The 25,447-nt window shown below is 39.4% G+C and carries 23 protein-coding genes and 2 pseudogenes; 16 read left to right on the top strand and 9 right to left on the bottom strand.

The genetic code is table 11. The annotated features are described in order from the left end of the window. Window positions 1-417 precede the first annotated feature (417 nt). Window positions 418-1,698: a citrate synthase gene (locus KX581_RS00835; protein ID WP_231175328.1), complete on the bottom strand. Its 1,281-nt coding sequence runs from the start codon at window positions 1,696-1,698 to the stop codon at window positions 418-420. A 200-nt stretch (window positions 1,699-1,898) separates the two neighbouring features. Between KX581_RS00835 and icd the strand changes: the two genes are divergently transcribed. Then, the gene (icd, locus tag KX581_RS00830) at window positions 1,899-3,176 is read left to right on the top strand and encodes an isocitrate dehydrogenase (NADP(+)) (RefSeq protein ID WP_000323967.1); all 1,278 of its coding nucleotides are present in this window, start codon (window positions 1,899-1,901) and stop codon (window positions 3,174-3,176) included. A 67-nt stretch (window positions 3,177-3,243) separates the two neighbouring features. Further along, window positions 3,244-3,771, top strand: coding sequence for a DUF1523 family protein (locus KX581_RS00825; protein WP_231175327.1), 528 nt, complete (start codon window positions 3,244-3,246; stop codon window positions 3,769-3,771). On the opposite strand, the gene bioD is transcribed toward KX581_RS00825, so the two are convergent. Beyond that, on the bottom strand, window positions 3,748-4,404 hold the full coding sequence (bioD, locus tag KX581_RS00820) for a dethiobiotin synthase (protein ID WP_231175326.1): 657 nt from the start codon (window positions 4,402-4,404) through the stop codon (window positions 3,748-3,750). The two genes, KX581_RS00825 and bioD, sit on opposite strands and share 24 nt — an antisense overlap. 3 nt (window positions 4,405-4,407) lie before the next feature. Further along, entirely contained in the window at window positions 4,408-6,126 is a 1,719-nt protein-coding gene (locus KX581_RS00815) for a hypothetical protein (RefSeq protein WP_231175325.1), read from the bottom strand. A 109-nt stretch (window positions 6,127-6,235) separates the two neighbouring features. Between KX581_RS00815 and KX581_RS00810 the strand changes: the two genes are divergently transcribed. The 14 genes from KX581_RS00810 (at window position 6,236) to KX581_RS00745 (ending at window position 18,438) form a co-directional block, all read left to right on the top strand. Further along, a complete protein-coding gene (locus tag KX581_RS00810) occupies window positions 6,236-6,649 on the top strand; it encodes a universal stress protein (RefSeq protein ID WP_001023008.1) in 414 nt (137 codons plus the stop codon). A gap of 19 nt (window positions 6,650-6,668) precedes the next feature. After that, window positions 6,669-6,944 carry an ATP-dependent Clp protease adaptor ClpS gene (locus KX581_RS00805; RefSeq protein ID WP_231175324.1) on the top strand — a complete coding sequence of 92 codons (276 nt, stop codon included), beginning with the start codon at window positions 6,669-6,671 and terminating at the stop codon, window positions 6,942-6,944. Next, window positions 6,944-9,166, top strand: coding sequence for an AAA family ATPase (locus KX581_RS00800; RefSeq protein ID WP_231175323.1), 2,223 nt, complete (start codon window positions 6,944-6,946; stop codon window positions 9,164-9,166). The genes KX581_RS00805 and KX581_RS00800 overlap by 1 nt, the downstream gene beginning before the upstream one ends. Next, complete coding sequence (panD, locus tag KX581_RS00795) at window positions 9,156-9,509, top strand: aspartate 1-decarboxylase (RefSeq protein ID WP_120871868.1); 354 nt, start codon at window positions 9,156-9,158, stop codon at window positions 9,507-9,509. Before KX581_RS00800 ends, panD begins: the two co-directional genes overlap by 11 nt. Before the next feature lie 2 nt (window positions 9,510-9,511). Further along, window positions 9,512-9,814 carry a YbaB/EbfC family nucleoid-associated protein gene (locus tag KX581_RS00790; protein ID WP_231175322.1) on the top strand — a complete coding sequence of 101 codons (303 nt, stop codon included), beginning with the start codon at window positions 9,512-9,514 and terminating at the stop codon, window positions 9,812-9,814. Then, on the top strand, window positions 9,814-10,809 hold the full coding sequence (locus tag KX581_RS00785) for a PDZ domain-containing protein (protein ID WP_231175369.1): 996 nt from the start codon (window positions 9,814-9,816) through the stop codon (window positions 10,807-10,809). The genes KX581_RS00790 and KX581_RS00785 overlap by 1 nt, the downstream gene beginning before the upstream one ends. Window positions 10,810-10,821: 12 nt before the next feature. After that, the gene (locus KX581_RS00780) at window positions 10,822-11,877 is read left to right on the top strand and encodes a type IV secretion system protein (RefSeq protein WP_231175368.1); all 1,056 of its coding nucleotides are present in this window, start codon (window positions 10,822-10,824) and stop codon (window positions 11,875-11,877) included. A gap of 15 nt (window positions 11,878-11,892) precedes the next feature. Further along, a complete protein-coding gene (locus KX581_RS00775) occupies window positions 11,893-12,006 on the top strand; it encodes a hypothetical protein (protein WP_001217873.1) in 114 nt (37 codons plus the stop codon). Continuing rightward, the gene (locus tag KX581_RS00770; protein WP_231175321.1) at window positions 12,003-12,746 is read left to right on the top strand and encodes a VirB8 family type IV secretion system protein; all 744 of its coding nucleotides are present in this window, start codon (window positions 12,003-12,005) and stop codon (window positions 12,744-12,746) included. The genes KX581_RS00775 and KX581_RS00770 overlap by 4 nt, the downstream gene beginning before the upstream one ends. Beyond that, complete coding sequence (locus KX581_RS00765) at window positions 12,746-13,729, top strand: TrbG/VirB9 family P-type conjugative transfer protein (RefSeq protein WP_231175320.1); 984 nt, start codon at window positions 12,746-12,748, stop codon at window positions 13,727-13,729. Before KX581_RS00770 ends, KX581_RS00765 begins: the two co-directional genes overlap by 1 nt. Continuing rightward, window positions 13,722-14,858, top strand: coding sequence for a DNA type IV secretion system protein ComB10 (locus KX581_RS00760; RefSeq protein ID WP_220969132.1), 1,137 nt, complete (start codon window positions 13,722-13,724; stop codon window positions 14,856-14,858). Before KX581_RS00765 ends, KX581_RS00760 begins: the two co-directional genes overlap by 8 nt. Before the next feature lie 69 nt (window positions 14,859-14,927). After that, entirely contained in the window at window positions 14,928-16,340 is a 1,413-nt protein-coding gene (locus tag KX581_RS00755; RefSeq protein WP_231175319.1) for a mannose-1-phosphate guanylyltransferase/mannose-6-phosphate isomerase, read from the top strand. A 27-nt stretch (window positions 16,341-16,367) separates the two neighbouring features. Continuing rightward, a complete protein-coding gene (gmd, locus tag KX581_RS00750) occupies window positions 16,368-17,513 on the top strand; it encodes a GDP-mannose 4,6-dehydratase (RefSeq protein ID WP_131128569.1) in 1,146 nt (381 codons plus the stop codon). After that, window positions 17,506-18,438, top strand: a complete 933-nt coding sequence (locus KX581_RS00745; RefSeq protein ID WP_231175318.1) for a GDP-L-fucose synthase family protein — start codon at window positions 17,506-17,508, stop codon at window positions 18,436-18,438. Before gmd ends, KX581_RS00745 begins: the two co-directional genes overlap by 8 nt. Window positions 18,439-18,786: 348 nt before the next feature. On the opposite strand, the pseudogene KX581_RS00740 reads toward KX581_RS00745, so the two are convergent. From KX581_RS00740 to KX581_RS00715, 6 genes and pseudogenes are all read right to left on the bottom strand, one after another. Next, window positions 18,787-19,217 (bottom strand): annotated as a pseudogene (locus tag KX581_RS00740) (hypothetical protein). A 107-nt stretch (window positions 19,218-19,324) separates the two neighbouring features. After that, window positions 19,325-20,323 (bottom strand): hydrogenase expression/formation protein HypE, encoded by a 999-nt coding sequence (gene hypE / locus KX581_RS00735; RefSeq protein ID WP_219025962.1) that lies wholly within the window; start codon window positions 20,321-20,323, stop codon window positions 19,325-19,327. A 2-nt stretch (window positions 20,324-20,325) separates the two neighbouring features. Next, complete coding sequence (gene hypF / locus KX581_RS00730) at window positions 20,326-22,578, bottom strand: carbamoyltransferase HypF (RefSeq protein ID WP_231175367.1); 2,253 nt, start codon at window positions 22,576-22,578, stop codon at window positions 20,326-20,328. Then, the gene (locus KX581_RS00725) at window positions 22,575-23,567 is read right to left on the bottom strand and encodes an agmatine deiminase family protein (RefSeq protein WP_231175317.1); all 993 of its coding nucleotides are present in this window, start codon (window positions 23,565-23,567) and stop codon (window positions 22,575-22,577) included. The genes hypF and KX581_RS00725 overlap by 4 nt, the downstream gene beginning before the upstream one ends. A gap of 58 nt (window positions 23,568-23,625) precedes the next feature. Next, window positions 23,626-24,316, bottom strand: a pseudogene (locus KX581_RS00720) (DNA-methyltransferase). After that, window positions 24,313-25,428: a DNA cytosine methyltransferase gene (locus tag KX581_RS00715; protein ID WP_231175316.1), complete on the bottom strand. Its 1,116-nt coding sequence runs from the start codon at window positions 25,426-25,428 to the stop codon at window positions 24,313-24,315. Before KX581_RS00715 ends, KX581_RS00720 begins: the two are co-directional and overlap by 4 nt. Window positions 25,429-25,447: the final 19 nt, after the last annotated feature.

The raw sequence follows: 25,447 nt of genomic DNA, 5'->3' as shown, positions 1-25,447 counted from the left end.
AGCTATAAAAAAGGGGTTTTTAACTTTGGTTGTTTTGTGTGGTTGTTTTAGATTTGTTGTAAAAAGGATTTTTTCTAAAAAATGAGATTTGATTGCTTGAGATTTGTTATAAAAATGATTTTCTTAAGGAGATAGAAGGTTTTGCAATCATTCCCCCCCAAAAACTCAAGGGTTTCTAGGGTTTCTTTAAAAAAAGCGGTGGTTTCAATGAAACGCTAATTTCTAAGAGCGTTCCCTAAGCCCAAAAACTCAAGGGTTTGCTTGTAAAAGTGGGGTTGTCCTTGAGTTTTGGGGCGTTTGCATGCGGTTATTTAAAAATTGCCGCTTGCTTGGTGGGAGATTCTCACTCTTTTAAAAAGGCTTTGAGCGTTTTTTAAAACTATCATCAACGCTTATAAAACAAAGCCTAGCCTAATATTAATCCCCTACATAGACTTGTCTTGGGCGTGTGATCCTAGCTTGCGGGCTTTTGACATGCTCTAAAAGCTGAGCGCACCAGCCTACGGTTCGGCCAATGACAAACACCGGCGTGAAAAAACGCACCGGGATTTTTAAAGCCCTTAAAATCGTGCCGGAGTAGAAATCCACATTAGGGTAGAGATTCCTTTCAATGAAATACTCGTCTTTTAGCGCAATTTCTTCCACTTTCGCAGCGATTTCGCTCAACCTCTCGTCCATTTTAACGCCTTTTTTATGCAGTTCGTCTTTCAGGCCTTTTAAGATTTTAGCGCGCGGATCGTAGCTTTTATACACCCTATGCCCAAAGCCCATGAGTTTGAAACTGTCATTTTTGTCTTTCACTCGTGCGATGTATTTATCCACATTCTTCACATCGCCGATTTCTTCTAATTGTAAAAGCACTTTTTCATTCGCCCCGCCATGCAAATGCCCCCATAAAGCGCTAATGCCAGCACTTATGGCGGCATAAGGATGCACGCCGGTGCTAGCGACATTCCTTACTGTGGTAGAAGAGGCGTTTTGGCTGTGATCAGCGTGCAAGGTTAGGATTTTATCAAATGCTTCCACTTCTAGGGGTGTGATTCCCACTTCGCCTTGAGTGGTGTGTTTTAAGCGGCTATAAGGATACCCTCTCAGCATGAAAAGGATATTTTCCACATAAGAGCGCGCAATATCCGGATAAATAATGGGCGCTCCCACTTCATTACGATAGCAAATAGCCGCAAGCGTGGGGATTTTAGCGACAATCCTTCTGGCCATCGTTTGGTAATCTTCTTCAGTGTGCATGTTTTGGTGCGTGGAATAAAGGGTGGATAAAATAGACACGCCGCTAGAGAGTTTCGCCATAGGGTGGGCGTTACTAGGGAAAGCTGAAAACATGTTTAACAAGCTCTCATGCACAAAGCTTCTGTGGCGCAATTCCAGTTCAAATTCCAAGCTTTCTTCTTGATTTTTGGGTAATTCACCTGTGAGGAGCAATTTGCACACATCTACATATTTGTATTTGGCGACTAAATCTTCTATTCTATGCCCTCTGTAATACAATTCGCCTTTTTTGCCGTTGATATAGCTGATCTTAGATTGGCACCCAGCGGTAGAAGAATACCCTGGATCGTAAGAAAAAAACCCAGTCGTTTCAAAAAGCTTGGAAAAATCCACCGCTTTAGGCCCACGAGTGCCTTCAATCGTTTCAAATTCATAGCGTTCATTATTTTCATTATTGATTAAAGTGACAGACATTTGACTTCCTTAAGTTTTTAGAATGACAGCACTCCATTATAAGCCAAAAAATTAAATGGTTTCTTTTTAAAAACATTTTCGTTTTTTCAAGTTATTTCCAACCGCTACTTTTAAACACGCATTCAAAAAAAGATTTTTAGGGGTTATATAGTATTTTTGCGCTAGTATAGTTACTCAAATTTTATAAAAAGGATTGAGAGATGGCTTACAACCCTAAAATTTTACAAAAGCCTAAAGAGGGCGAAGAAATTACGATTAAAGACAACAAATTGCATGTGCCAAACCACCCCATTATCCCTTTCATTGAGGGCGATGGCATTGGATCAGATATTACCCCTGCGATGATTAAAGTCGTGGATAGCGCGGTTCAAAAAGCGTATAAAGGCGAGAAAAAAATCGCATGGTATGAAGTGTTTGTGGGCGAAAAATGCTATCAAAAATTTAAAGATCACAAGGAATTAAGCCCAGAAGAGCAATGGCTGTTACCGGACACTATTGAAGCGATTAACCATTATAAAGTTTCCATTAAAGGGCCTTTGACCACGCCTATTGGTGAGGGGTTTAGATCTTTGAATGTAGCGTTACGCCAAAAAATGGATTTGTATGTGTGCTTGAGACCGGTTAGATGGTATGGGAGTCCAAGCCCAGTTAAAGAGCCACAAAAAGTGGATATGGTGATTTTTAGAGAAAATTCTGAAGACATTTATGCGGGCATTGAATGGCAAGAAGGCAGCGCGGAAGCGAAAAAACTCATCCATTTTTTACAAAATGAACTAAAGGTTAAAAAAATCCGCTTCCCTGAAAGCAGTGGCATAGGGGTAAAACCCATTAGTAAGGAAGGCACAGAGAGGTTGGTTAGGAAAGCGATTGAATACGCTATTGATAACGACAAGCCAAGCGTAACTTTTGTGCATAAAGGTAACATCATGAAATACACTGAGGGGGCGTTCATGAAGTGGGGCTATGCGCTCGCTCAAAAAGAATTTAACGCTCAAGTCATTGATAAAGGCCCATGGTGTTCTTTGAAAAACCCTAAAACCGGTAAGGAAATCATCATTAAAGACATGATCGCTGATGCGTTCTTGCAACAAATCCTCTTACGCCCTAGCGAATACAGCGTCATTGCGACCATGAATTTGAACGGGGATTATATCTCTGATGCTCTAGCGGCGATGGTGGGGGGCATTGGTATCGCTCCTGGGGCTAATCTCAATGACACAGTAGGCATGTTTGAAGCCACCCATGGCACCGCTCCTAAATACGCCGGGCTAGATAAAGTTAATCCGGGGTCTATTATTTTGAGCGCGGAAATGATGTTAAGGCATATGGGTTGGGTGGAAGCGGCTGATTTGATCGTTTCTGCGATGGAAAAAGCGATTAAAAGCAAGAAAGTAACTTACGATTTCGCTCGCTTGATGGATGGGGCTAAAGAAGTGAAATGCTCTGAATTTGCTAGCGTGATGATTGAAAACATGTGAAAGAGCGTTTTTTAAGCTCTGGTGTTTGAATGCGATTGTTAGGCTAATACTATCATAAGGAATGAAGTTGATAAAATTTGTGCGTAATGTGGTTTTGTTCATTTTAACGGCGATCTTTTTAGCGCTCATGCTTTTGGTGAGCTATTGCATGCCCCATTATAGCGCGGCTGTCATTAGCGGGGTGGAAGTCAAAAGAATGAATGAAAATGAAAACACGCCCAATAATAAGGAAGTAAAAACCCTTGCTAGAGATGTCTATTTTGTGCAAACTTACGACCCTAAGGATCAAAAAAGCGTAACCGTCTATCGTAACGAAGACACGCGCTTTGGCTTCCCTTTTTATTTTAAGTTTAATTCGGCTGATATTTCAGCTCTCGCTCAAAGTTTAGTCAATCAGCAAGTGGAAGTGCAATACTATGGTTGGCGGATCAATTTGTTTAACATGTTCCCTAATGTGATTTTTTTAAAGCCCTTAAAAGAGAACGCTGAGATGTCAAAACCCATTTTTAGCTGGATTTTATACGCTTTGCTGTTAGGGGGCTTTTTTATCAGCGTGCGTTCTGTTTGCACTTTATTTAAGGGCAAAGCTCATTAATTCTTTTAGGCTTTGCTGGAAAATCACAATGGGGTTATTGGAGCGTGTATTAAAAAGCTCAATATAGGGCAAACTGATGCTGTGAAAAGCGGTGTTGTTTCCTTTTAAATTGATAGCGATTTTATAGTCTAGTTGGTGGGATTTCAATAAAAAGTCATTCAGCAAACAATCATTGATTAAGCCCAAATTGTCGTGGCTAATCAAAAGCATTTTGGCTTTTAATTTCAGGGCAAAATCCAGCATGTTTTCTTCTAAAGTGATAGGCACGCATAGCCCCCCAGCCCCTTCAACGATGACTAAATCGTAAGTTTTGGTGAAATTTTGGAGGCGTTGGATTAAATGATCTATATCAATGGGAGCGTTTTGGTTTTCTTCTTGTTGGGCGATAAGGGGGGCTGAAGCTTTATGATAACGATAGAATGAAATGTCTTTTAAGGTTAAAGAGCGATCTAAAAGGCGGTTATCTTGCAAGAACAAATGCGCATCGCTAGAGTGGTTAATGGCGTCATTAACGCCCGTTTCAATGGGCTTTAATAAAATCGTTTTAACGCCACAAGCGTTGCAATATTGGGCTAATAGCCTAGCGCATGTGGTTTTTCCGGCATTGGTGTTAGTCGCGCTGATAAAGAGCATGGTTTAACTTTTAAACTGATAAGCGCCATCAAAGATTTGAGAAGTCAATACATTTTTGATTTGTGGTAACTTCACATTCTTTAGCGCTTCTCTTGGGACTTCAATCACTAATTCGTTTAATGATTGGTCGCTCATAGGGTTATCAATATCAAAAATGAAACTTAAGATATTGTGGAGTGAGTTATACGAAACCCTGTCAATTAACGCATAGAGTAGTCTAATTCCCTCTGCTTGCTCTATGGCGGTAACGATGCTTTTAGATAGTCTTGGGCTGATGTTGTTAAGCTGTGTCTCTAAATCTGAGATAAAGCAATAACCTGCATCGGTGTCTATGGTGTTAGCAAGCACTTTAGCAATCAATGTCTTACTCGCTTTTTTGCCTTTTAGCATAGCGTTGGCAAGGTTATTGACTTTAATGTTGTGGTTGTAGCTTTGTCTGTAACTTTTACTTATAGCGCATTTTCGTTGCTCTCTTGTTTTAATTGCTTGTTGCTCCCAATTTTCTATCTCATCAATATTGAAAGTCTTTGGATACCCATACGCACGAACCCTACTTTGTGTTCTTTTAATAAATCTTTTAATTTCATTTTCAAATGTGTCTGTAAGGTTGCCAATATTGTGGGGCATATAAGTTGCTTTGATTTGTGTCTTAACAATGTCTTTAAAAGCTATACCATAATTGTCTTTTTCAGGGTTTTTCTCAAAGAATGTATAGACTTGGTTTTTTAGCCTTGTGAGAGAATTTGGTAATTTGCTAGGGACAGAGAATGTGATGTTAGTGAATTTAGCATCTACCTTACCAAATCTCTTTGGTGTGGCATTCACCAATTCCACATAGTATCTGTCTTTATTATTATAGACATTATTTTGACAATAACAAATCGCTGCTTGATTGAATTGTCTCGCCCATAATAACAAATGGTTTCTTAAATAAAATGTGCTACTAGGTTCATTGACAAATACAAAAAAGCTAGTCTCTTTATCAGGGATAATGTCGTCTTTTAAGCTTTCTTTCCAATAGCCGATTACTTGAATATAACCAATGAAGTCTCGCTTACTATCCAATAGTCTTTTTAGCTGTTGTGTCCTTTCCATATTGTCTTTTTGAGTGTAGCGGTATCTCTCAACAAATTCTTTACTAGACATAAGGTCTCTCATTGTGGTTTCACTTTTAGGATTTAAGAATTTATTAACAAAAGACTTACCTAATGCTGTGGATAGTTTGAGAGCGATAGTCCTATATTCTCTCAAAAAAGCATCAGCAAGATAGGAAGCGTCTATGTGGTTAGGGTCGTCATTCCATTTTTTAGATACTTTGTCTAATTGAGATGCCTTATAACCGCTCTTATAAGCTTCTATCAATAATTCTCGTTCTTTTTCAGTAAAGTCTTTAATAAAAGCGTCTTTAAAAGGTCTAAACGCAGAGATAGTCCCAAAAGGTAGTCCGCTTTTGATTTTATTGACAATGCTGTTAAGATTAGTGCTTTCAATTGTAGAGCCTTTAATAGTCGTGTTTTGTTCTCTTTTAAGTTGTGAGAGTTCCTCACCAAAGGCATCTAGCGTGGCTCTTAAAGATAAGTTGTCTTTCACTCTCACTTTAGGTTTATTTTGTCTAGCTAATTTCCTGTCCGCTAACGCTTTATCAATAGATGCTGTCAAAGATAAAGAAGTGTTTCTTTGTGGTTCATCAACAAATTCTAAAAAGTCGTAATTCAATAGCATTTTGTGTCCTTTTCTTTAAGCGAGATTGTAGCGCTTTATCTTTAAGCTTTCAGCGGGTCATTAGGGTTTATTTGGTATAATACCAAAACTTCATTTAAGGTTGGTTCTTATGAATATTTTATTTGGGATTAGCGACACGCAAGAATGTTATAACGCTATTAAATTCGCTGTCAAATTAGCCCATTCGCTTAAAGAGGTCCGTTTCACCTTATTGCATGTGAGCATGGAAGTGTTTATTTATAGCGAAAGCGGGATGATGGATTACGGCCAAACAGAAGCCTTAGAAGAAGAAAAAGCTAAGGCTTTGTTAAAGCAATTTGAAGACGCTTTCAAAAAAGAAAACATAGAGTGCGAGAGCGTTTTAAAAAGCGGTGATTTGATTGATGTGGTTTTAGAAATGGCTAAGGATTATGATTTGTTATTGATCGGGGCGAGCGAATCCAATTTGTTGTATCGTTTGTTCATTTCACACCAAAATAGCTTGGTTGAACAATCCAGTATCCCTGTTGTGATCGCCAAGTAACATGAATAAGCAGCATGAAATGAAAATGTATAACATACCCACCCCCACCATGGCGCAAGTGATCATGGTTGATGACCCCATTACGACAGCGGAATTTGTCATCTCTGCTTTGAGGGATTTTTTTGACAAGTCTTTAGAAGAGGCTCAAGCTCTCATATCAAGCATCCATCGTGATGGCTGTGGGGTTTGCGGCGTCTATCCTTATGATATTGCCAGGCATAGGGCAGCATGGGTTAGGGATAAAGCCAGAGAGCTAGATCTCCCTTTAAAATTATGGGTAGAAGAGATAAGATAATGGCTAAATTCAATCAAGATCTCAATGAAGTCCTAAACCGAGCTTTAAATTTAGCCTTAGATCTTAACCACGCCCTTTGCACCACGGAGCATGTGCTATTAGTCATTTTAGAACATGAGAGCGGGGCAAAGATTATTGGCGCTTTAGAAAGAGATGACTATGATAAATTAAAACAAATCCTTAAAGACTATTTGTTCCAATATGTGCCCTTAAAGAGTGATCCAGCCAAAATGCCTGCCAGGAGTTTTGTGCTATTAAGAATACTTAAAAGAATGTATGCGAGTGGTTTTGAGAGCGTGGGCGTGGAAGAATTGCTTATTTTAATACTAGATCACCCCGATTGTTACGCTTCAAAACTCATGGATAGTTTTGGTATCGCTCGTTTGTATTCTAGTCCTGCTTTATTGGATTTGGATAACCATGGCATTCCTAATGACACCAATAATGAAGAAGCACCCAAAAACACTCCCCTAAAAAAATACGCTAAAAATTTGAGCGCTTTAGCCCAAGATAACGCTTTAGATCCAGTCATTGGCAGAGAAGAAGAGATTTTAAGAGTGGTAGAAATTTTAGGGCGCAGAAAAAAGAATAACCCGCTTTTAATTGGCGAAGCGGGCGTAGGGAAAACCTCCATCGCTGAAGCTTTGGCTTTAAAGATCGCTCAAAAAGAAGTGCCGGAATTTTTGCAAGAATATGAGGTCTATTCTTTGGATTTAGCTTTAATGGTGGCTGGGGCAAAATACAGAGGGGATTTTGAAAAACGCTTGAAAAAAACGCTCAAAGAAATCCAAGAAAACGGCCGTATCATTTTATTCATTGATGAAATCCACACCCTTTTAGGTGCAGGGAGCAGTAACGCTGGGAGCTTGGATGCGGCGAATATATTAAAACCGGTTCTAACGGATGGGAGCTTGAAATGTTTAGGAGCGACCACTTTTGAAGAATACCGCAGCGTGTTTGAAAAAGACAAAGCTTTCAACAGGCGCTTTTCAGTAATCAAAGTTGAAGAGCCTTCTAAAGAGGCGTGTTATTTGATTTTAAAAAAGATCGCTCCTCTTTATGAAGAACACCACCAGGTGCGTTATGATGAGAGCGTGTTTAAGGCATGCGTGGATTTAACGAGTGATTACATGCATGATAGATTCTTGCCGGATAAAGCGATCGAACTACTAGATGAGGTGGGATCGAGGAAAAAAATTAGCCCTAAAAAGGGCAAAAAAATCGGCGTTGATGACGTGAAAGAAACGCTCGCTCTGAAGCTTAAAATCCCTAAAATGCGTTTGAGCAGCGATAAAAAAGCCCTTTTAAGGAATTTAGAAAAATCGCTTAAAAATAAGATTTTTGCCCAAGCAGAAGCGATCAATCTTGTCAGCAATGCGATTAAAATCCAGTATTGCGGGCTTTCTTCTAAAAATAAGCCTGTGGGGAGCTTTTTATTCGTGGGGCCTAGTGGGGTGGGGAAAACAGAGTTGGCTAAAGAATTGGCCTTGAATTTGAATTTGCATTTTGAACGCTTTGACATGAGCGAATACAAAGAAGCCCATAGCGTGGCCAAACTTATCGGGAGTCCTAGCGGTTATGTGGGGTTTGAGCAAGGGGGGTTATTGGTGAATGCGATTAAAAAACACCCGCATTGCTTGCTGCTTTTAGATGAGATAGAAAAAGCCCATTCTAATGTGTATGATTTGTTGTTGCAAGTGATGGATAACGCCACTTTGAGCGATAATTTAGGCAATCAGGCGAGTTTTAAGCATGTGATTTTGATTATGACTTCAAATGTGGGGAGTAAGGATAAGGACACGCTAGGGTTTTTTAGCGCTAAAAACACCAAGTATGATAGAGCCGTTAAAGAGCTTTTGACCCCTGAATTACGCTCCAGGATTGATGCGATCGTGCCGTTTAACGCGCTCAGTTTGGAGGATTTTGAACGCATTGTTTCTGTGGAATTAGACAAATTAAAAGCCCTAGCGCTAGAGCAAGACATAGCCTTAAAATTCCATAAAGAAGTTTTGAAATTCATCGCACAAAAAAGCTATCAAACGACTTTAGGAGCGAGGGAAATTAAAAAAATCATTCACCATGAGATCAAAACCCCATTAAGCGATCTACTGCTCTTGCAATCGTTTAAAAAACCTTGTAAGATCGCTTGCTTGCTAGAAAAAAACCAATTGGTTTTAAAAGAAATCAAGCACGCGCAAAAGGTGAAAGAAAATGACTTTTGAAATGCTTTATAGTAAAATCCATAGGGCTACTATCACAGACGCTAATCTCAATTACGTAGGCTCGATCACCATAGATGAGGATTTAGCCAAGTTCGCTAAGCTCAGAGAGGGCATGAAAGTGGAAATCGTGGATGTCAATAACGGCGAACGCTTCAGCACCTATGTGATTTTAGGGAAAAAAAAGGGCGAAATTTGCGTCAATGGCGCAGCAGCTAGAAAAGTGGCCATAGGCGATGTGGTGATCATTTTAGCTTATGCGAGCATGAATGAAGATGAAATCAATACGCACAAGCCATGCATCGTTCTAGTGGATGAAAAAAACGAAATTTTAGAAAAGGGTTAGAGATGGGTTTTAGTCAATTGGGCGGGTTAAGCGGGTTGTTAGACGGCATGAAAAAAGAGTTTTCCCAACTAGAAGAAAAAAATAAAGACACGATCCACACTTCCAAAAGCGGTGGGGGAATGGTGAGCGTGAGTTTTAATGGGTTGGGGGAGTTAGTGGATTTGCAAATTGATGACAGCCTGTTAGAAGATAAAGAAGCGATGCAAATCTATTTGATGAGCGCTTTGAATGACGGGTATAAAGCCGTAGAAGAAAACCGAAAAAATTTAGCCTTTAACATGCTAGGGAATTTTGCTAAATTGTGATGCTTCACAAAGCCTTTATCGTTCTATGGTTTTTTTTGAATGGCTTAGGGGCTTATGATTTCAAGCATTGTCAGGCGTTTTTTAAAAAAGCGAGCCTTCAAAAAGGGGGCGTGGCTTTAAAAGAATTGCCTAAAGGCGTGTATTTATATTATTCCAAAACCTACCCTAAACACGCCAAAGTCATCAAATCCGATCCCTTTGTAGGGTTGTATTTGTTACAAAGCGCGCCAAGCGAGTATGTTTATACCTTAAGGGATTTAGACAAAGACGCCCTGATAAGGCCAATGGCTAGCATAGGGGATAAAGAAGCCCTAGAAGCGCGATTATTAGTGGGGCAAAAAGGTTATGAGCACTACGCTCAAATTTCACAAAAGACTCAAAAAAATGGCGTTATCAGCAATATTTGCTATCAAATGTTAGGGCTAGGAATAGGGGGGAATGGCTTTATAGAAACGAAATTTATCAAGCACTTTTTAAACCAAAAAGAGCCTTATTATGGGGATATTGGGGTGCGTTTAGAAGAAGATAATAAGCGTTTAGTGGTAGTGCAATTTGATCCCTTTTTCCCTAAAAACCCTTTTTTAAAAAACGATGAAATCCTAGCGATCAACCATCAAAAGATCCACTCGTTAGCGGAGTTTGAATGGGTGGTGAGCAATCTTAAATACCAAAGCCTTGCCAAAGTGAGAATCAAGCGAAACCGCCAAATCAAAGAAGTAACGCTTAAAGTCAATAAACGTTATGGGGGTTTTTTACTCAAAGACACTTTTTTAGAGCGCTATGGCATCGCTTTAGATAGGCGTTTTATCATCACTAAAATAGGCAGTCATTTGCCCAAAGGCTTGGATTTTTTAAAGCTTGGGGATAGGATTTTATGGGTGAATTCTAAAAGCGTTTCGTTCAACCCAAAGGCTTTAAGAGAAGCGTTAAGCGCGCCTAAAATTGAATTATTAGTTTGGCGTAAAGGCTTTGAATTTTACATTAAAGTCCGCTAATCAATAAAAATGATGAAAAATGACGCTTATGAAATCATTCTTTCTTGGTTTATCACGCCTCTCACGGCGATTTTAGGGCGTTTCGCTGAATTTTTCCTCTACACTTTGCATGCACAATTGGTGTTTAATGGTGTGGTCGCTTTGGCGTTCATGCTCTTTGCTTACAGGAGTTTGAAAGAACAGAATTTCTTCAGCGCTAGTGCGCTTTTAGAGGCGTTATTATTTGTGGGGTTTTTTGCGCTGTTTAACTACGCTTTAAAAAACCCTTCGCGCTTTTATGAATTGTTTCAAAACGCTATTTTTATTGCGCCTAACATGATCACTCAAAGCCTTTCTCAAAGCTTGAGTAACTTTTCTAACCACGCGCTTTCTTTAGATTTTATCTTTAATCATGGTTTTTATGCTCTTAGTTTCATCAGCGATTTGAGCCATAATGAAATGTCTGTGTGGCTTTTTTTAAGCATCTTGCAAGCGCTTTTTTTGAGCGTGCTGTTTGCGATCATCATTTTAGTGTATTTAGAAGTGCATGTGTGGTGCTCTTTAGGGGCGCTGTTTTTAGCGTTTGGGTTTTTTAAAACCTGGAGGAGCGTTGTGGTTGCGTGTTTAAAAAAATGCTTCGCTCTTGGGTTTTACAAGCCTTTTTTGTTGTTGGTGGGGTTTTTGAATGTGTCGGTTACTAATGCTTTAATAGACGCTCATATGCAAGAAAAACAAGACTTAAGCCTTTTATTGGTGGTAGCGTTATTTTTGTGTTGCGTTTTTATCATAGGCGTGCCTTTTTTCATCAACGCTTTGTTTAGGGTGCAAAACAGCCTTAAAGAAACTTACAAACTCGCCACCAATTTGAGCGCCAACCTCAGCCAAAACGCCCTTAATTCCTTACAATACATCACGACCCCACCCGCTCCCTCTAGCGTTTCTTCTTCTATGAGTGAAAGCGTCTCTAAAGAAAAAGAAACGCATTCCCCCACATTTAAGGTAGAAACCACTCAATTAGATGTAAAAATCCCAAATTTCAAGCAAAAAAAGGTTAAAAAGGATACAATAAATACAAAAAATGAAATTTAAATAAATAGGAATTTAATGAGAATTTTTTTTGTTATTATGGGACTTGTGTTTTTTGGTTGCACCAGTAAGGTGCATGAGATGAAAAAAAGCCCTTGCACATTGTATGAAAACAGGTTAAATCTCGCATGAGAGAAAAGCCTTTCAATAGCGAGCAGTTGATCTATTTAGAAGAGCTTTTAAGCCACCAAGAAAAGCATTTAGAAAACAAGCTTTCTAGTTTTTCGGTGAATGATTTGGACATGCAAAGCGTGTTTCGGCTAGAAAGGAACCGCTTGAAAATCGCTTATAAACTCTTAGGCTTGATGAGTTTTATCGCTCTTGTTTTAGCGATCGTGTTAATCAGTGTTCTGCCTTTACAAAAAACCGAACACCATTTCGTGGATTTTTTAAACCAGGACAAGCATTACGCCATTATCCAAAGAGCGGATAAAAGCATTTCCAGTAATGAAGCGTTGGCTCGTTCGCTCATTGGGGCGTATGTGTTAAACCGAGAGAGCATTAACCGCATTGACGATAAATCGCGCTATGAATTGGTGCGCTTGCAAAGCAGTTCTAAAGTGTGGCAACGCTTTGAAGATTTGATTAAAACCCAAAACAGCATTTATGCGCAAAGCCATTTGGAAAGAGAAGTCCATATCGTCAATATTGCGATCTATCAGCAAGACAATAACCCCATTGCGAGCGTCTCTATTGTGGCTAAACTTTTGAACGAAAACAAGCTGGTGTATGAAAAGCGTTATAAAATCGTATTGAGTTATTTGTTTGACACCCCGGATTTTGATTACGCTTCCATGCCTAAAAACCCTACCGGCTTTAAAATCACTCGCTACAGCATCACTGAAATCGCGCCGACTAATAGGAATGATTGATGCGGAAATTTTTATACGCTCTCATGGGCTTTTTGTTGACTTTTAGCGTTTTAAAAGCCGATGATTTTTTAGAAGAAGCTAACGAAACAGCCCCGGCGCATTTAAACCACCCCATGCAAGATTTAAACGCCATTCAAGGGAGCTTTTTTGACAAAAACCGCTCCAAAATGTCCAACACTTTGAACATTGATTACTTTCAAGGGCAAACCTATAAAATCCGCTTGCGTTATGCGATGGCGACCTTATTGTTTTTTTCAAAACCCATTAGCGATTTTGTTTTAGGGGATAAGGTGGGTTTTGATGCGAAAATCTTAGAAAGTAACGATCGCATTTTGCTCATCAAACCCTTACAAATTGGCGTGGATTCCAATATCAGCGTGATTGATAATGAGGGTAAGATTTTTTCTTTCTATGTGTTTTCTACCACTTTTACCAGCTCCAAACACCCTAATTTGCAGGTTTTCATAGAAGATAAAAACTATTATTCTAACGCTTTTATGAAGCCACAAAATAAAGAAAATGCCCTTGAAAATGCCCCCACAAACAACAAGCCCTTAAAAGAAGAACCCTTAAAAGAAGAAAAAGAAGAAACCAAAGAAAAAGAAGAAGAGACTATAACTATTGGCGATAACACCAACGCGATGAAAATCGTTAAAAAAGACATTCAAAAAGGTTATAAGGCTTTAAAAAGCTCTCAAAGGAAATGGTATTGTTTAGGGATTTGTTCTAAAAAATCCAAACTCTCTTTGATGCCTAAAGAAATCTTTAACGACAAGCAATTCACTTATTTCAAATTTGACAAAAGATTAGCGCTCTCTAAATTCCCGGTGATTTATAAGGTCGTTGATGGCTATGATAACCCGGTGAATACTAGGATTGTGGGCGATTACATTATCGCTGAAGATGTTTCGGCTAAATGGACTTTAAGGCTAGGCAAGGACTATTTGTGCATCCGTTTTGTCAAAAAGGGTAAAGATGAATAAGTGGCTTAAGGGGGCGATTGTTTTTATAGGGGGTTTTGCAACGATTACAACCATTTCTTTAGTCTATCATCAAAAGCCAAAAGCCCCCTTAAATAACCAGCCTAGCCTTTTAAATGACGATGAGGTGAAATACCCCTTACAAGACTACACCTTCACTCAAAACCCACAGCCAACTAACACAGAAAGCTCCAAAGACGCTACCATCAAAGCCTTACAAGAACAGCTCAAAGCCGCTTTAAAAGCCCTAAACTCCAAAGAAATGAACTATTCCAAAGAAGAAACTTTTAAGAGCCCTCCCATGGATTTAAAAACAAACACAACCCCCCCTAAAAAAGATTTTTCTTTAAAGCAATTAGATTTATTAGCCACTCGCATCACCCCTTTCAAACAAAGCCCTAAAAATTACGAAGAAAACCTGATTTTCCCCATGGATAACCCTAAAGGGATCGATGGTTTTACTAACCTTAAAGAAAAAGACATCGCTACTAATGAAAACAAGCTTTTACGCACCATTACAGCGGATAAAATGATACCCGCCTTTCTCATCACGCCTATTTCTAGCCAGATTGCTGGTAAAGTCATCGCGCAAGTGGAGAGCGATATTTTTGCTCACATGGGCAAAGCCGTCTTAATCCCCAAAGGCTCTAAAGTCATAGGCTATTACAGCAACAATAACAAAATGGGCGAATACCGCTTGGATATTGTATGGAGCCGCATCATCACTCCCCATGGCATCAATATCATGCTCACTAACGCTAAAGGGGCGGACATTAAAGGCTATAACGGCTTGGTGGGGGAATTGATTGAAAGGAATTTCCAGCGCTATGGCGTGCCATTACTGCTTTCTACTCTCACTAACGGCCTATTGATTGGGATCACTTCGGCTTTAAACAACAGAGGCAATAAAGAAGGAGCCACCAATTTCTTTGGGGATTATCTTTTAATGCAATTGATGAGGCAAAGCGGTATGGGGATCAATCAAGTGGTCAATCAAATTTTAAGAGACAAGAGCAAAATCGCTCCCATTGTGGTGATTAGAGAGGGAAGTAGGGTCTTCATTTCGCCCAATACTGACATCTTCTTCCCTATACCCAGAGAGAATGAAGTCATCGCTGAGTTTTTGAAGTGACTCAAAAATGCCAGTTTAAAAACGCTATAATAACCCTAAAAAACAAAAGAGAGCCTAGCAAGAAAGCCCATGAAAATTAAAAATATCTTACTGAGTGGGGGGAGCGGGAAACGCCTATGGCCTTTAAGCCGTAGCCTATACCCTAAGCAATTTTTAAAGCTTTTTGATCATAAAAGCTTGTTTGAATTGAGTTTTAAAAGAAACGCTTCCTTAGTGGATGAAACGCTCATTGTGTGCAATGAAAAGCATTATTTTTTAGCCCTAGAAGAAATAGAGAATGAAATCAAAAACAAAAGCGTGGGTTTTTTATTAGAGAGCTTGAGCAAAAACACCGCTAACGCCATTGCTTTGAGCGCTTTAATGAGCGATAAAGAAGATTTACTCATCATTACGCCAAGCGATCATTTGATTAAAGACCTTCAAGCGTATGAAAATGCGATAAAAAAAGCGATTGGTTTAGCCCAAGAAGGCTTTTTAGTCACTTTTGGGGTGAGTATTGAAAAGCCCAACACGGAGTTTGGGTATATTGAAAGCCCTAACGCTCTAGATGTCAAGCGATTCATTGAAAAGCCAAGCTTAGAAAAAGCGATAGAGTTTCAAAAAAGCGGGGGTTTTTATTTCAATAGCGGCATGTTTGTTTTCCAAGCGGGCGTTTTTTTAGACGAATTGAAAAAGCATGCCCCTACTATTTTAAAGGGGTGTGAAAGAGCGTTTGAATCGTTAGAAAACACGCATTTTTTTGAACAAAAGATCGCTCGTTTGAGCGAAAAGAGCATGCAAGATTTAGAAGACGTGAGCGTGGATATTGCTTTAATGCAACAAAGCCACAAAATCAAAATGGTAGGATTAAACGCCAAGTGGAGCGATTTAGGGAATTTTAACGCTCTTTTTGAAGAAGTGGCTAACGAGCCTAAAGAAAATGTCAGCCTGAATCAAACGCCTGTTTTTGCCAAAGAGAGCCAGAATAATTTAGTGTTTTCTCATAAAGTGAGCGCTCTTTTAGGGGTTGAGAATTTGGCCATTATTGACACTAAAGACGCTCTTTTAATCGCTCATAAAGACAAGGCCAAAGATTTAAAAGCTTTAGTGAGTGATGTAGAAACAAACAACCAAGAATTGTTGCAAACGCACACTAAAGTGTATCGCCCTTGGGGGAGTTATGAAGTCTTGCATGAGAGCGGTTGTTACAAGGTTAAGATTTTAGAAGTCAAACCTAACGCAAGGCTTTCTTTACAAAAGCATTTCCACAGGAGCGAACATTGGGTGGTGATTAGCGGGATGGCGAGCGTGGAGTTGGATCGCCAATCGTTTGAATTGCAAGCTAACGAATCCACTTATATCCCTAAAAACACCTTACACCGCCTGGCTAATTATGGCAAAATCCCTTTAATCATCATAGAAGTTCAAGTAGGCGAGTATGTCGGTGAAGACGATATTGTAAGGGTTGATGATGATTTTAACAGACAAGATCAAAACGCCTAATAAAGAAAAATTAATAAAGGAAATTCAATGAAAGAAAAAATCGCTTTAATCACCGGGGTTACCGGGCAAGACGGGAGCTATCTGGCTGAATACTTACTCAATTTAGGTTATGAAGTGCATGGGTTAAAAAGGCGCTCTTCTAGCATCAACACTTCTAGGATCGATCATCTGTATGAAGATTTGCACAGCGAACACAAAAGGCGTTTCTTCTTGCACTATGGGGATATGACCGATAGCTCTAATCTTATCCATTTAATCGCTACCACTAAGCCTACAGAGATTTATAATTTAGCCGCTCAAAGCCATGTGAAAGTCTCTTTTGAAACCCCAGAATACACCGCTAACGCTGATGGTATTGGCACGCTAAGGATTTTAGAAGCCATGCGGATTTTAGGATTAGAAAAGAAAACACGATTTTATCAAGCCAGCACGAGCGAATTGTATGGCGAAGTTTTAGAAACCCCGCAAAATGAAAACACCCCCTTTAACCCACGAAGCCCCTATGCGGTCGCTAAAATGTATGCCTTTTACATCACCAAAAATTACAGAGAGGCCTATAACTTGTTTGCGGTTAATGGCATTCTTTTTAATCATGAAAGTAGGGTAAGAGGCGAAACTTTTGTCACTCGTAAAATCACACGAGCCGCTAGCGCGATAGCGTATAACTTAACAGATTGCTTGTATTTAGGGAATTTAGACGCTAAAAGAGACTGGGGGCATGCCAAAGATTATGTGAAAATGATGCATTTAATGCTCCAAGCGCCCATTCCACAAGATTATGTGATCGCTACAGGGAAGACCACAAGCGTGCGCGATTTTGTGAAAATGAGCTTTGAATTTATCGGTATTGGTTTAGAATTTCAAAATACAGGGATTAAAGAAATCGGTTTGATTAAAAGCGTTGATGAAAAAAGAGCGAACGCTTTAAAATTAAACTTAAGCCATTTAAAAAAAGGCCAAATCGTGGTGCGCATAGACGAGTGCTATTTCAGGCCTACTGAAGTGGATTTGCTTTTAGGCGATCCCACTAAGGCAGAAAAAGAGCTAGGCTGGGTCAGGGAATACGATTTAAAAGAGTTGGTTAAGGACATGTTAGAACATGATTTAAAAGAATGCCAGAAAAACCTTTACCTGCAAGATGGGGGCTATATTTTAAGGAATTTTTATGAATGAGATTATTTTAATCACCGGCGCCTATGGCATGGTGGGGCAGAACACGGCGTTGTATTTTAAAAAAAATAAGCCTGATGTGGCGTTACTCACCCCTAAAAAGAGCGAATTGTATTTATTGGATAAAGACAATGTTCAAGCTTATTTGAAAGAACACAAGCCTACAGGTATTATCCATTGCGCCGGGAGAGTGGGGGGCATTGTCGCTAACATGAACGATCTTTCAACTTACATGGTTGAGAATTTATTGATGGGTTTGTACCTCTTTTCTAGCGCTTTAGATTTGGGCGTGAAAAAAGCCATTAATTTAGCGAGCTCTTGCGCTTACCCTAAATTCGCCCCTAACCCTTTAAAAGAAAGCGATTTATTGAACGGCTCTTTAGAGCCAACCAACGAGGGCTATGCTTTAGCCAAACTCTCTGTGATGAAGTATTGCGAGTATGTGAGCGCTGAAAAAGGCGTTTTTTATAAAACCCTAGTGCCTTGCAACCTTTATGGCGAGTTTGACAAATTTGAAGAAAAAATAGCGCACATGATACCAGGGCTTATTGCTAGGATGCACACCGCTAAATTAAAAAATGAAAAAGAGTTTGTGATGTGGGGCGATGGCACGGCCAGAAGAGAGTATCTAAACGCTAAAGATTTAGCCAGGTTCATCGCTCTCGCTTATGAGAATATCGCTTCAATCCCTAGCGCGATGAATGTCGGCTCTGGCGTGGATTACAGCATTGAAGAGTATTACGAAAAAGTCGCTCAGGTTTTAGACTATAAGGGCGTGTTTGTTAAGGATTTATCCAAACCAGTGGGCATGCAGCAAAAGCTTATGGATATTTCCAAACAAAAGGCTTTAAAGTGGGAATTAGAAATCCCTTTAGAGCAGGGCATTAAAGAAGCTTATGAGTATTATTTGAAGCTTTTAGAGGTTTGAAATAAAATCAAGGCTCTTATAGAGCTATAAAAAACGCTTTGCTATTAAGCGTTGGACTAGCGATTTTACGATATTGTGATTATCAATTCGCTTCAAAAAGCTTGAGCCATTAATGGGGGTTTGGTCGCTTCGCTCTCAATCTCAAGCGTTTTCAAAAAATAAGGCGTGTTAGCATTTTAATTTTTCATAAAGAGCTAGGGAGTGGGGGAAAGTGGGGTTTTTTTATGAGATTAACCACTGCTTGCTTTGCATGAAAAATAAACTCCCAAAGGGCTATGACAATAATTTCTAAATTGTATTGTCTGTTTTAGATTGTTAGTTTGTTTTTATTTTGTAGAAATCATGACATCATTTTCTAGCAAATGTAAAATTCCAAGTCCCTTTATCGGTCTTAACGCTAATTTCTTTGACATACCGACAAAACGATGGAAGAATGCGAAACTCATAACTATTGCCAAATCCTAGTTTTCTATCAATCCTACTGATTCCACCACAATCCCCACGATTGATTTTTGCGCTCAATATAGTGATACTATCAACATTTGAAATGATGCTTATCCAATAAGGATTGTATCCAAAAGTCATTCTAAGATCTATTGGTGGTTTTTTTGGCAGTTTTTCATCAAACGCTTCTTTTATCTTTTCCTTTATCTTTTCTTTTTTTATTGTCTCTTCTTCTTTTATCTTTTTTTTGCGTAATCACTCTTACACCCAGAAAAAAACACAGCAAACCCAAAAATGACTGCTAATATCAAGCCCGCTTTTTTATAACCCGCCATTAACACCCTCTTATTGCAAGTTTTCTCTCAAATAGCTTGAGTATAGTAGACTTAGCTTAGGTGAAAAAATTTTAGAGAGTAGAGAGGTTTTAAAAAGCGCATTAGCTTTAACAAATCCTAGGCAATAATTCGCCCTCTGGCATCTCTAAAATCCTTTCAAAACCCCATGCGTTCTTTAAAACCACGCTAGGATAAGGGTTTTCAAACACTCCACCGATCACGCAAGCGTTTTTCGCTTTCTCATTATTTTTTAAAATTTCTAAGGCTTTAGGGGCGTCTTTTTGATTGAGTGCTAAAACAAACACCCCCTCATTGGCTAGCGCGTAGGGTTCTAGTCCTAAAATCTCACAAATCCCTTTCGTTTCTTCTTTTAAGGGGATTTTTTCTTCTTCTATAACGATTTTCACTCTAGAGCTGTTCGCCCATTCATTCAGCACGCTCGCTAACCCGCCCCTAGTCGCATCTCTTAAAGCATCAATTTTGAGATCGCTTAAAAATAGGGGTTTTAATAAGGGATAGAGCAGCTGGCAATCGCTTTCTAGATTCGTTTTAAGCTTGATTTCATGGCGCATCGCAAACAGGCTTGCCCCATGATTGGCGATAGTGTCGCTTAGGATAATGGCTTGCCCTTGTTTTAAATGGCGCGAAGAAATCCCTGGCTTGATGATTTTACCAATGCAGGTTGTGTTGATAAAAAGCTTATCCACGCTCCCCTTTGGCACGACTTTAGTGTCTAGGGAGAGGAGTTTCAGGTTGGCTTTAAATAATTCTTTTTGTATGGATTGTAAAATTTGTTTTAAAAGAGGGATTTCTAAGCCTTCTTCTAAAATAAAACCCATATTCAAATACAAAGGTTCGCCCCCTTGCACGCTCACATCATTCGCGCTCCCACAAACGCAAAGCTTGCCTATATCGCCCCCATTAAAAATTAAAGGCGTGATGACAAAACTATCCGTGCTCACGCAATATTCCCCACTAGCTTCAAATTTAGGGGCGTCTTCATCAAATGCGCTAATGAATTCTTTTAAATAGGGCATAAAGACTCGCTCAATCAAAGCGTTTGTTTCTTTCCCCCCATTCCCGCATGCTAGAGTTACGCTATCCATTTTTATCCTTTTTTGATGATTGTAGGGTTGAAATACGCCATTAAGGCTTGACCGACAGGGATACTGCTGTCATTAGGGGGGAAATGCTTGTGGAAAAAATACTGCCTCTTTAGCCCCCTCAATCGTTGGGCCAATTGTTCGCACAACAATTGGTTGCAAAACACGCCCCCACTGCACACCACGACATGCTCTTTAAAAGGCGCAATCAAAGCGGTAATGATTTCTACTAAGCTGTTAAAAAATTTCTTAGCGATGCGTTTGGGTTCTAAAACGCCCAAATCCTTTTCAAACGCTTGATAAAATTCTTTCAAACCCACCACGCTGTTTTTGATTTCAAAAGGGTAAAAGGCGATCTCATCGCTTTGTAAGGCTAGATTTTCTAAAACCTGCCCGCTCTCGGCTTCAAAACTAATCGTTCCTACTAAATCCAAACTAAACGCTACTATATCAAACAAACGCCCTATGGAATTGGTGGCGACGCTTTGAATTTTTTTGTCATGCATTTGTTTAAAAATTCCTAATTCGTCTTCTTTAAAATGTTTTTGAACGCGTTTTAAAAGCTTGTTGAGTTGGTGTTTTAAAGCGATTTCTAAAACCAGGCGTTTAGGTTCTTTGATCGCTTTTTGCCCCCCTAAAAGCCAAAATTCTTCAAACCTAGCCACTTCTTCAATGTATTCCAAATCCCCTATAAAACACTCCGCCCCATAAATCTTATTTTCATAAGCCCCACTCCCATCCCAGATGATACCTATAAAGGGGTGATTTAAATGCGGATCTTGTAACAATGCGTCTAAGACGCTCGCTAAAAAGTGGGCATGGTGGTGCTGGACTTGCAATAAGGGCGTATTAAATTCAAAAGCCATTTGAGTGGTGGTGTAGTTTTGATGCTTATCGCAAGCTAAGAGCGTGGGCTTGAAATCATAGGTTTTTAAGAAAAAATTCAGGGTTTCTTTAAAGTGTTTTTCATTTTCTAAAACGCTCAAATCCCCACAAAAAGGCGAGAGTAAAAGAATGGAAGTTTCGCTATCCAATAAGCTAAAATGCCCTTTTTGCTCCGCTCCAAGCGCTAAAATCTTTTTTGGTGAACCATTAGAGTGTTTAGGCAAAGCAAGGTAAAGGGGGGCAAACCCCCTAGCCAAACGCATGGGGCGAATGATATTATCCACACGCTGCGCGATGCTGTCATCAATCCTGTGAATGATGGCGCGATTGTGCGTGAGTTTAAAATCAAAAATGAAACTCAAGGCGTCAATCTCAGCCTCATCGCTCGCTAAAGGGAGGGAGCTGAAATTCGCGCTCGTGAACACAATAGGGAAATCCAATAAATCCAGTAATAAAGCATGCAAAGGGGTATAGGGTAAGATGACGCCATAAAAGGGGGAGTTTTTAGCGATATTAGGGGCTAATGGTGTGTTTGGTTTTTTACGCGCTAAAAGAATGGGGGCGCTTGTAGAATTTAAGCTCTCGCATTCTAATACGTTCAAAAACGCATGCTGTTTGGCTGTGTTTAAATCTTTAAACATGAGCGCGAAAGGCTTTAGGGGGCGGTTTTTTAAAAGCCGTAATCTTTCTATGGTTTGAAAATTCCTCGCATCGCACAAGAGAGCAAAGCCTCCCAAACCTTTAAGAGCGATGATTTTACCCTTTTGAATGTCTTTAGCGCATTCTAAAAGAGCGTCATCATTTTTGAATCGCTTATAATTGAGCGCGATACCGCATTTTTTGCAGCTGATGCCTTGAATGTGGAAGCGCTTATTGGTGGGGTCTTGATAGGTAGAAGTGCAAAATTCACAGAGTTTGAAAGGTTTTAGGGCGGAGTTTTCTCTGTCATAGGGCATGGCGTTTAAAAGGCTGTATCTCGCCCCGCATTTCGCGCAAGAATTGAAAGCGTAATGAAAATAGGGGGAGTTTTTATCTCTAATTTCTCTCAAGCAATCCTTGCACACGCCTAAATCTTTAGGGATTTGACTGAGCAAATTTAAAGGGTGGTTCTTGCTTTCTAAAATCCTAAAATCATTGAAATGAAGCACCTTATCATAAGGGCTAATAATGATTTTTTCCACCAACGCTAAAGGGGGTAATTCTTTTTTTAGGGCGTTTAAAAAAGACTCTGTTTTGTGAGCGGGTAAGACAATCTCTAAAGCCGCTTGGGCGTTACGCACAAAGCCTACAAGCCCTAATTTTTGAGCCAGGGTATAAATAAAAGGGCGCATGCCCACGCCTTGAACCACGCCAAAAAGCGTGATTTTATTCAATAAAGCTGCATCGTTACACAATGCAAACTCCCATGCTGTTTGATTAAGGTATTGCAATCAACCCCTATCACTTCTAAGGGCGTGTGTTGTTTTAAGGTTTCTAAAATGAGTGCGTCTTTAGGGTCGTTGTAAATGGGCACGATGAGAGCGTTATTGCACAATAAAAAATTCACATAAGTTGCCGGTAAGCGTTGTTGGTTTTCATCAAAAATGGCTTTGGGGATTTCTAGGGGGATGAGTTTATAAGGCGTTTTGTCTAGTTTTTTAAAGGTTTTTAATTCTTCTTGCATTTTTTTTAAGGCTGTGTAATGTTCATCGTTTTCATCTTCGCATGCACTATAAACAATGGTGTCTTTATCCAAAAAACGAGCGAGCGTGTCGGTATGGCTATCGGTATCATCGCCTTTTAAATAGCCATAAGAATACCACAGCACCTGTTTAGCCCCTAATTCCTTTTTAAGCATGTTTTCTATTCCATTTTGATTCAAATGGGGGTTACGATTTTTTTCTAGCAGGCATTGGGTGTTAGTCAAAACACTCCCAGCCCCATCGCTTTCTATGCTCCCGCCCTCTAAAATATAGGGCATCGTTTTTAAAGGGTGTTTTAAAAACCCTAAATGTTTGAGCTTGAAATTCACTAAATTGTCTAAATTGGACGGGTATTTTAACCCCCAACCATTAAAGCCAAAATCCAAGCACTCTAAAACGCCATGATTTTCAACGCTGATTACTCCAAAATCCCTAGCCCATGTGTCGTTAGTGTCAACCTTTGCGATCTCTACACCGGGTAAGTTTTTAAGCATTTCATAGCCGATAGTATCGTTATTATGGACGCACACTAGCACTTTAGCGTGTTTGGCTATGGTTTGAATGATGTTTAAAAAACTTTCCCTAGCTTCTTTGATGCAATACGCCCAGTCGCCAAACTCATGGGGGAACGCCATTAAAATCGCTTGGATTTTTTCAAACTCCGCTAACATTCTTTTCATTAAAAATATCCTTTTAAATAACTATAACACAATCTCATTCAAATAGCGTTTTTAAAAGCTAGCTCAAACGCTTTTGCGCGGTTTGAAAATATTCTTTTTCTGATTCTATACCGATAAAATTCCGTTCTAAATTTTTGCACGCTAAGCCGGTGGTGCCGCTCCCCATGAAAGGATCTAGAACGATGTCATTAGGGTTTGTGTGGATGGAAATGATTTTTTCCATTAAGGCTAGTTTTTTGCGTGGGGTGTTTGGTCTTTTCAATTCCGCTCACCACAGGGCTTTTTAAAATCAAAGGCCGTAAATATTTTTCATTTTTGGGTTTGTTAAACACCCATTTAGCTTTCTTTTTAACCGCCCACAGAGCAAATTCCGTGTCCTGGACATAGCGCCGGTGGATATTTCTTGGCATGGGATTATTTTTAACCCATTGGATAAAGTCTTTGACCACAAAGCCGTTTTCTTCTAAAAAATCAGCGATATAGCTTATAAACCTGTAAGAGCAAAAAATCACCATGCAGCCGTTTGGATTGACTAAGGGGGCGTAGCGCTTGATCCATTCTAAAAGCTTGAAATTTTTATCCCATTCCCCAAAATCTATGCCTTGCCCTTTAGCGCTCTTTAGGGTGGAAAAATTGTTTTTAACCGAAATGTTGTAAGGAGGGTCTGTGATGATCGCATCCACTTTTAAATTTTGTTGGTAAAAATCCTTGATGATTTCAAAAGCGTCAGCGTGATAAATTTGTATCATTTTCTTAAGTTTTTTAAGATCGCTTTGCCTAAAGCTAGGGCTAGAAGAGGAGGCACAGCGTTACCGATTTGCTTACAAACGCTCGTTTTATTGCCATAAAAGATATAATTATCGCTAAAACTTTGTATCCTGGCGGCTTCTCTGGGCGTGATAGAGCGGTGCAATTTGGGGTGGGAGTTGGTGCCATTACTCGGGGTGTCAAAGCGTGTGTCTATGGTGGGGCTGATTTTATTCCAGTTCAGGCACCCCCATGTGCTTTTGAATTGCTGTTTGCCATGCAAGTTTTTAGGCAAGCATTCTTTGCCTTGTTCTTTGTTAATGAGTTTTAATTTCTCTAAAGCGGCTTGCGAGTGGTTGGTGGCTTGATGGTTGTATAATTTAGGGCTATCTTTTCGCATTAGAGCTTGATAGCTTGATTGGATAGGGTTTAAATAATCGCTCTCAAACGCCCCCTCATTAGAACGAAGATAGGCTAAATCGCTTATCGCATCTTGGACGTTCTCAAACGCGCTTGTAAAATCTTTAAACTCTTTACAAACCCCTATCACTAAAGTTCTTGTTCGGCTTGAATTAGCTCCAAAATTTTTAAAATTGATCACCTCATCATAGAGCATATATTCACCACTCAAATTTTGCTCTATCATGGATCCTATTTCTAGTAAATTGTCATTTTTGTCTATACAACCTGTTTTATAAAAACTAGGGACATTTTCTAAAATAAAAAATCTGGGTTTGATTTGCTTGATCAAATCAATGCTCTCAACCACCAAAGAATTCCGTTTGATTTCATCGTTTTTCTTTTTATGATTGGCCACGCTCATGCCTTGACAAGGTGGGGTTGCTATCACTAAATCAACCCTATCATTACCAAATTTTTTAGAATAAAATCCAATTTGTTTTAAAATTTTTTCTTTTGTTTCTGGCTTTTTAATATCCCCACTAATGTAGCTTTCATCTAGTTTGCATTTGCGATTGATCCTTTGGATATTCAAGCGTTTTTCTAAAATTTCATTGGTAGCAACGCATTCAAACCCCTCTTCTAAAAGCCCATAGCACCCCACTCCTGCCCCAGAAAATAAAGAAATATAGGTTAAGGTTTGATTAAAGAGCATAGAGGGATTTAAGGATTAA

Origin of the sequence: Helicobacter pylori (genome assembly GCF_021062735.1) — a bacterium.
GTDB classification, from domain to species: domain Bacteria; phylum Campylobacterota; class Campylobacteria; order Campylobacterales; family Helicobacteraceae; genus Helicobacter; species Helicobacter pylori_DN.
Note: the sequence above shows the minus strand (reverse complement) of the source record. Positions and strands in the feature narration are given on the sequence as shown.

Excerpts from the sequence above, each read along its gene's own strand:
- KX581_RS00835 (WP_231175328.1), bottom strand. The coding sequence starts at position 1,698 with ATGTCTGTCACTTTAATCAATAATGAAAATAATGAACGCTATGAATTT.
- icd (WP_000323967.1), top strand. The coding sequence starts at position 1,899 with ATGGCTTACAACCCTAAAATTTTACAAAAGCCTAAAGAGGGCGAAGAA.
- bioD (WP_231175326.1), bottom strand. The coding sequence starts at position 4,404 with ATGCTCTTTATCAGCGCGACTAACACCAATGCCGGAAAAACCACATGC.
- KX581_RS00815 (WP_231175325.1), bottom strand. The coding sequence starts at position 6,126 with ATGCTATTGAATTACGACTTTTTAGAATTTGTTGATGAACCACAAAGA.
- KX581_RS00810 (WP_001023008.1), top strand. The coding sequence starts at position 6,236 with ATGAATATTTTATTTGGGATTAGCGACACGCAAGAATGTTATAACGCT.
- KX581_RS00805 (WP_231175324.1), top strand. The coding sequence starts at position 6,669 with ATGAAAATGTATAACATACCCACCCCCACCATGGCGCAAGTGATCATG.
- KX581_RS00800 (WP_231175323.1), top strand. The coding sequence starts at position 6,944 with ATGGCTAAATTCAATCAAGATCTCAATGAAGTCCTAAACCGAGCTTTA.
- panD (WP_120871868.1), top strand. The coding sequence starts at position 9,156 with ATGACTTTTGAAATGCTTTATAGTAAAATCCATAGGGCTACTATCACA.
- KX581_RS00790 (WP_231175322.1), top strand. The coding sequence starts at position 9,512 with ATGGGTTTTAGTCAATTGGGCGGGTTAAGCGGGTTGTTAGACGGCATG.
- KX581_RS00785 (WP_231175369.1), top strand. The coding sequence starts at position 9,814 with ATGCTTCACAAAGCCTTTATCGTTCTATGGTTTTTTTTGAATGGCTTA.
- KX581_RS00780 (WP_231175368.1), top strand. The coding sequence starts at position 10,822 with ATGAAAAATGACGCTTATGAAATCATTCTTTCTTGGTTTATCACGCCT.
- KX581_RS00775 (WP_001217873.1), top strand. The coding sequence starts at position 11,893 with ATGAGAATTTTTTTTGTTATTATGGGACTTGTGTTTTTTGGTTGCACC.
- KX581_RS00770 (WP_231175321.1), top strand. The coding sequence starts at position 12,003 with ATGAGAGAAAAGCCTTTCAATAGCGAGCAGTTGATCTATTTAGAAGAG.
- KX581_RS00765 (WP_231175320.1), top strand. The coding sequence starts at position 12,746 with ATGCGGAAATTTTTATACGCTCTCATGGGCTTTTTGTTGACTTTTAGC.
- KX581_RS00760 (WP_220969132.1), top strand. The coding sequence starts at position 13,722 with ATGAATAAGTGGCTTAAGGGGGCGATTGTTTTTATAGGGGGTTTTGCA.
- KX581_RS00755 (WP_231175319.1), top strand. The coding sequence starts at position 14,928 with ATGAAAATTAAAAATATCTTACTGAGTGGGGGGAGCGGGAAACGCCTA.
- gmd (WP_131128569.1), top strand. The coding sequence starts at position 16,368 with ATGAAAGAAAAAATCGCTTTAATCACCGGGGTTACCGGGCAAGACGGG.
- KX581_RS00745 (WP_231175318.1), top strand. The coding sequence starts at position 17,506 with ATGAATGAGATTATTTTAATCACCGGCGCCTATGGCATGGTGGGGCAG.
- hypE (WP_219025962.1), bottom strand. The coding sequence starts at position 20,323 with ATGGATAGCGTAACTCTAGCATGCGGGAATGGGGGGAAAGAAACAAAC.
- KX581_RS00725 (WP_231175317.1), bottom strand. The coding sequence starts at position 23,567 with ATGAAAAGAATGTTAGCGGAGTTTGAAAAAATCCAAGCGATTTTAATG.
- KX581_RS00715 (WP_231175316.1), bottom strand. The coding sequence starts at position 25,428 with ATGCTCTTTAATCAAACCTTAACCTATATTTCTTTATTTTCTGGGGCA.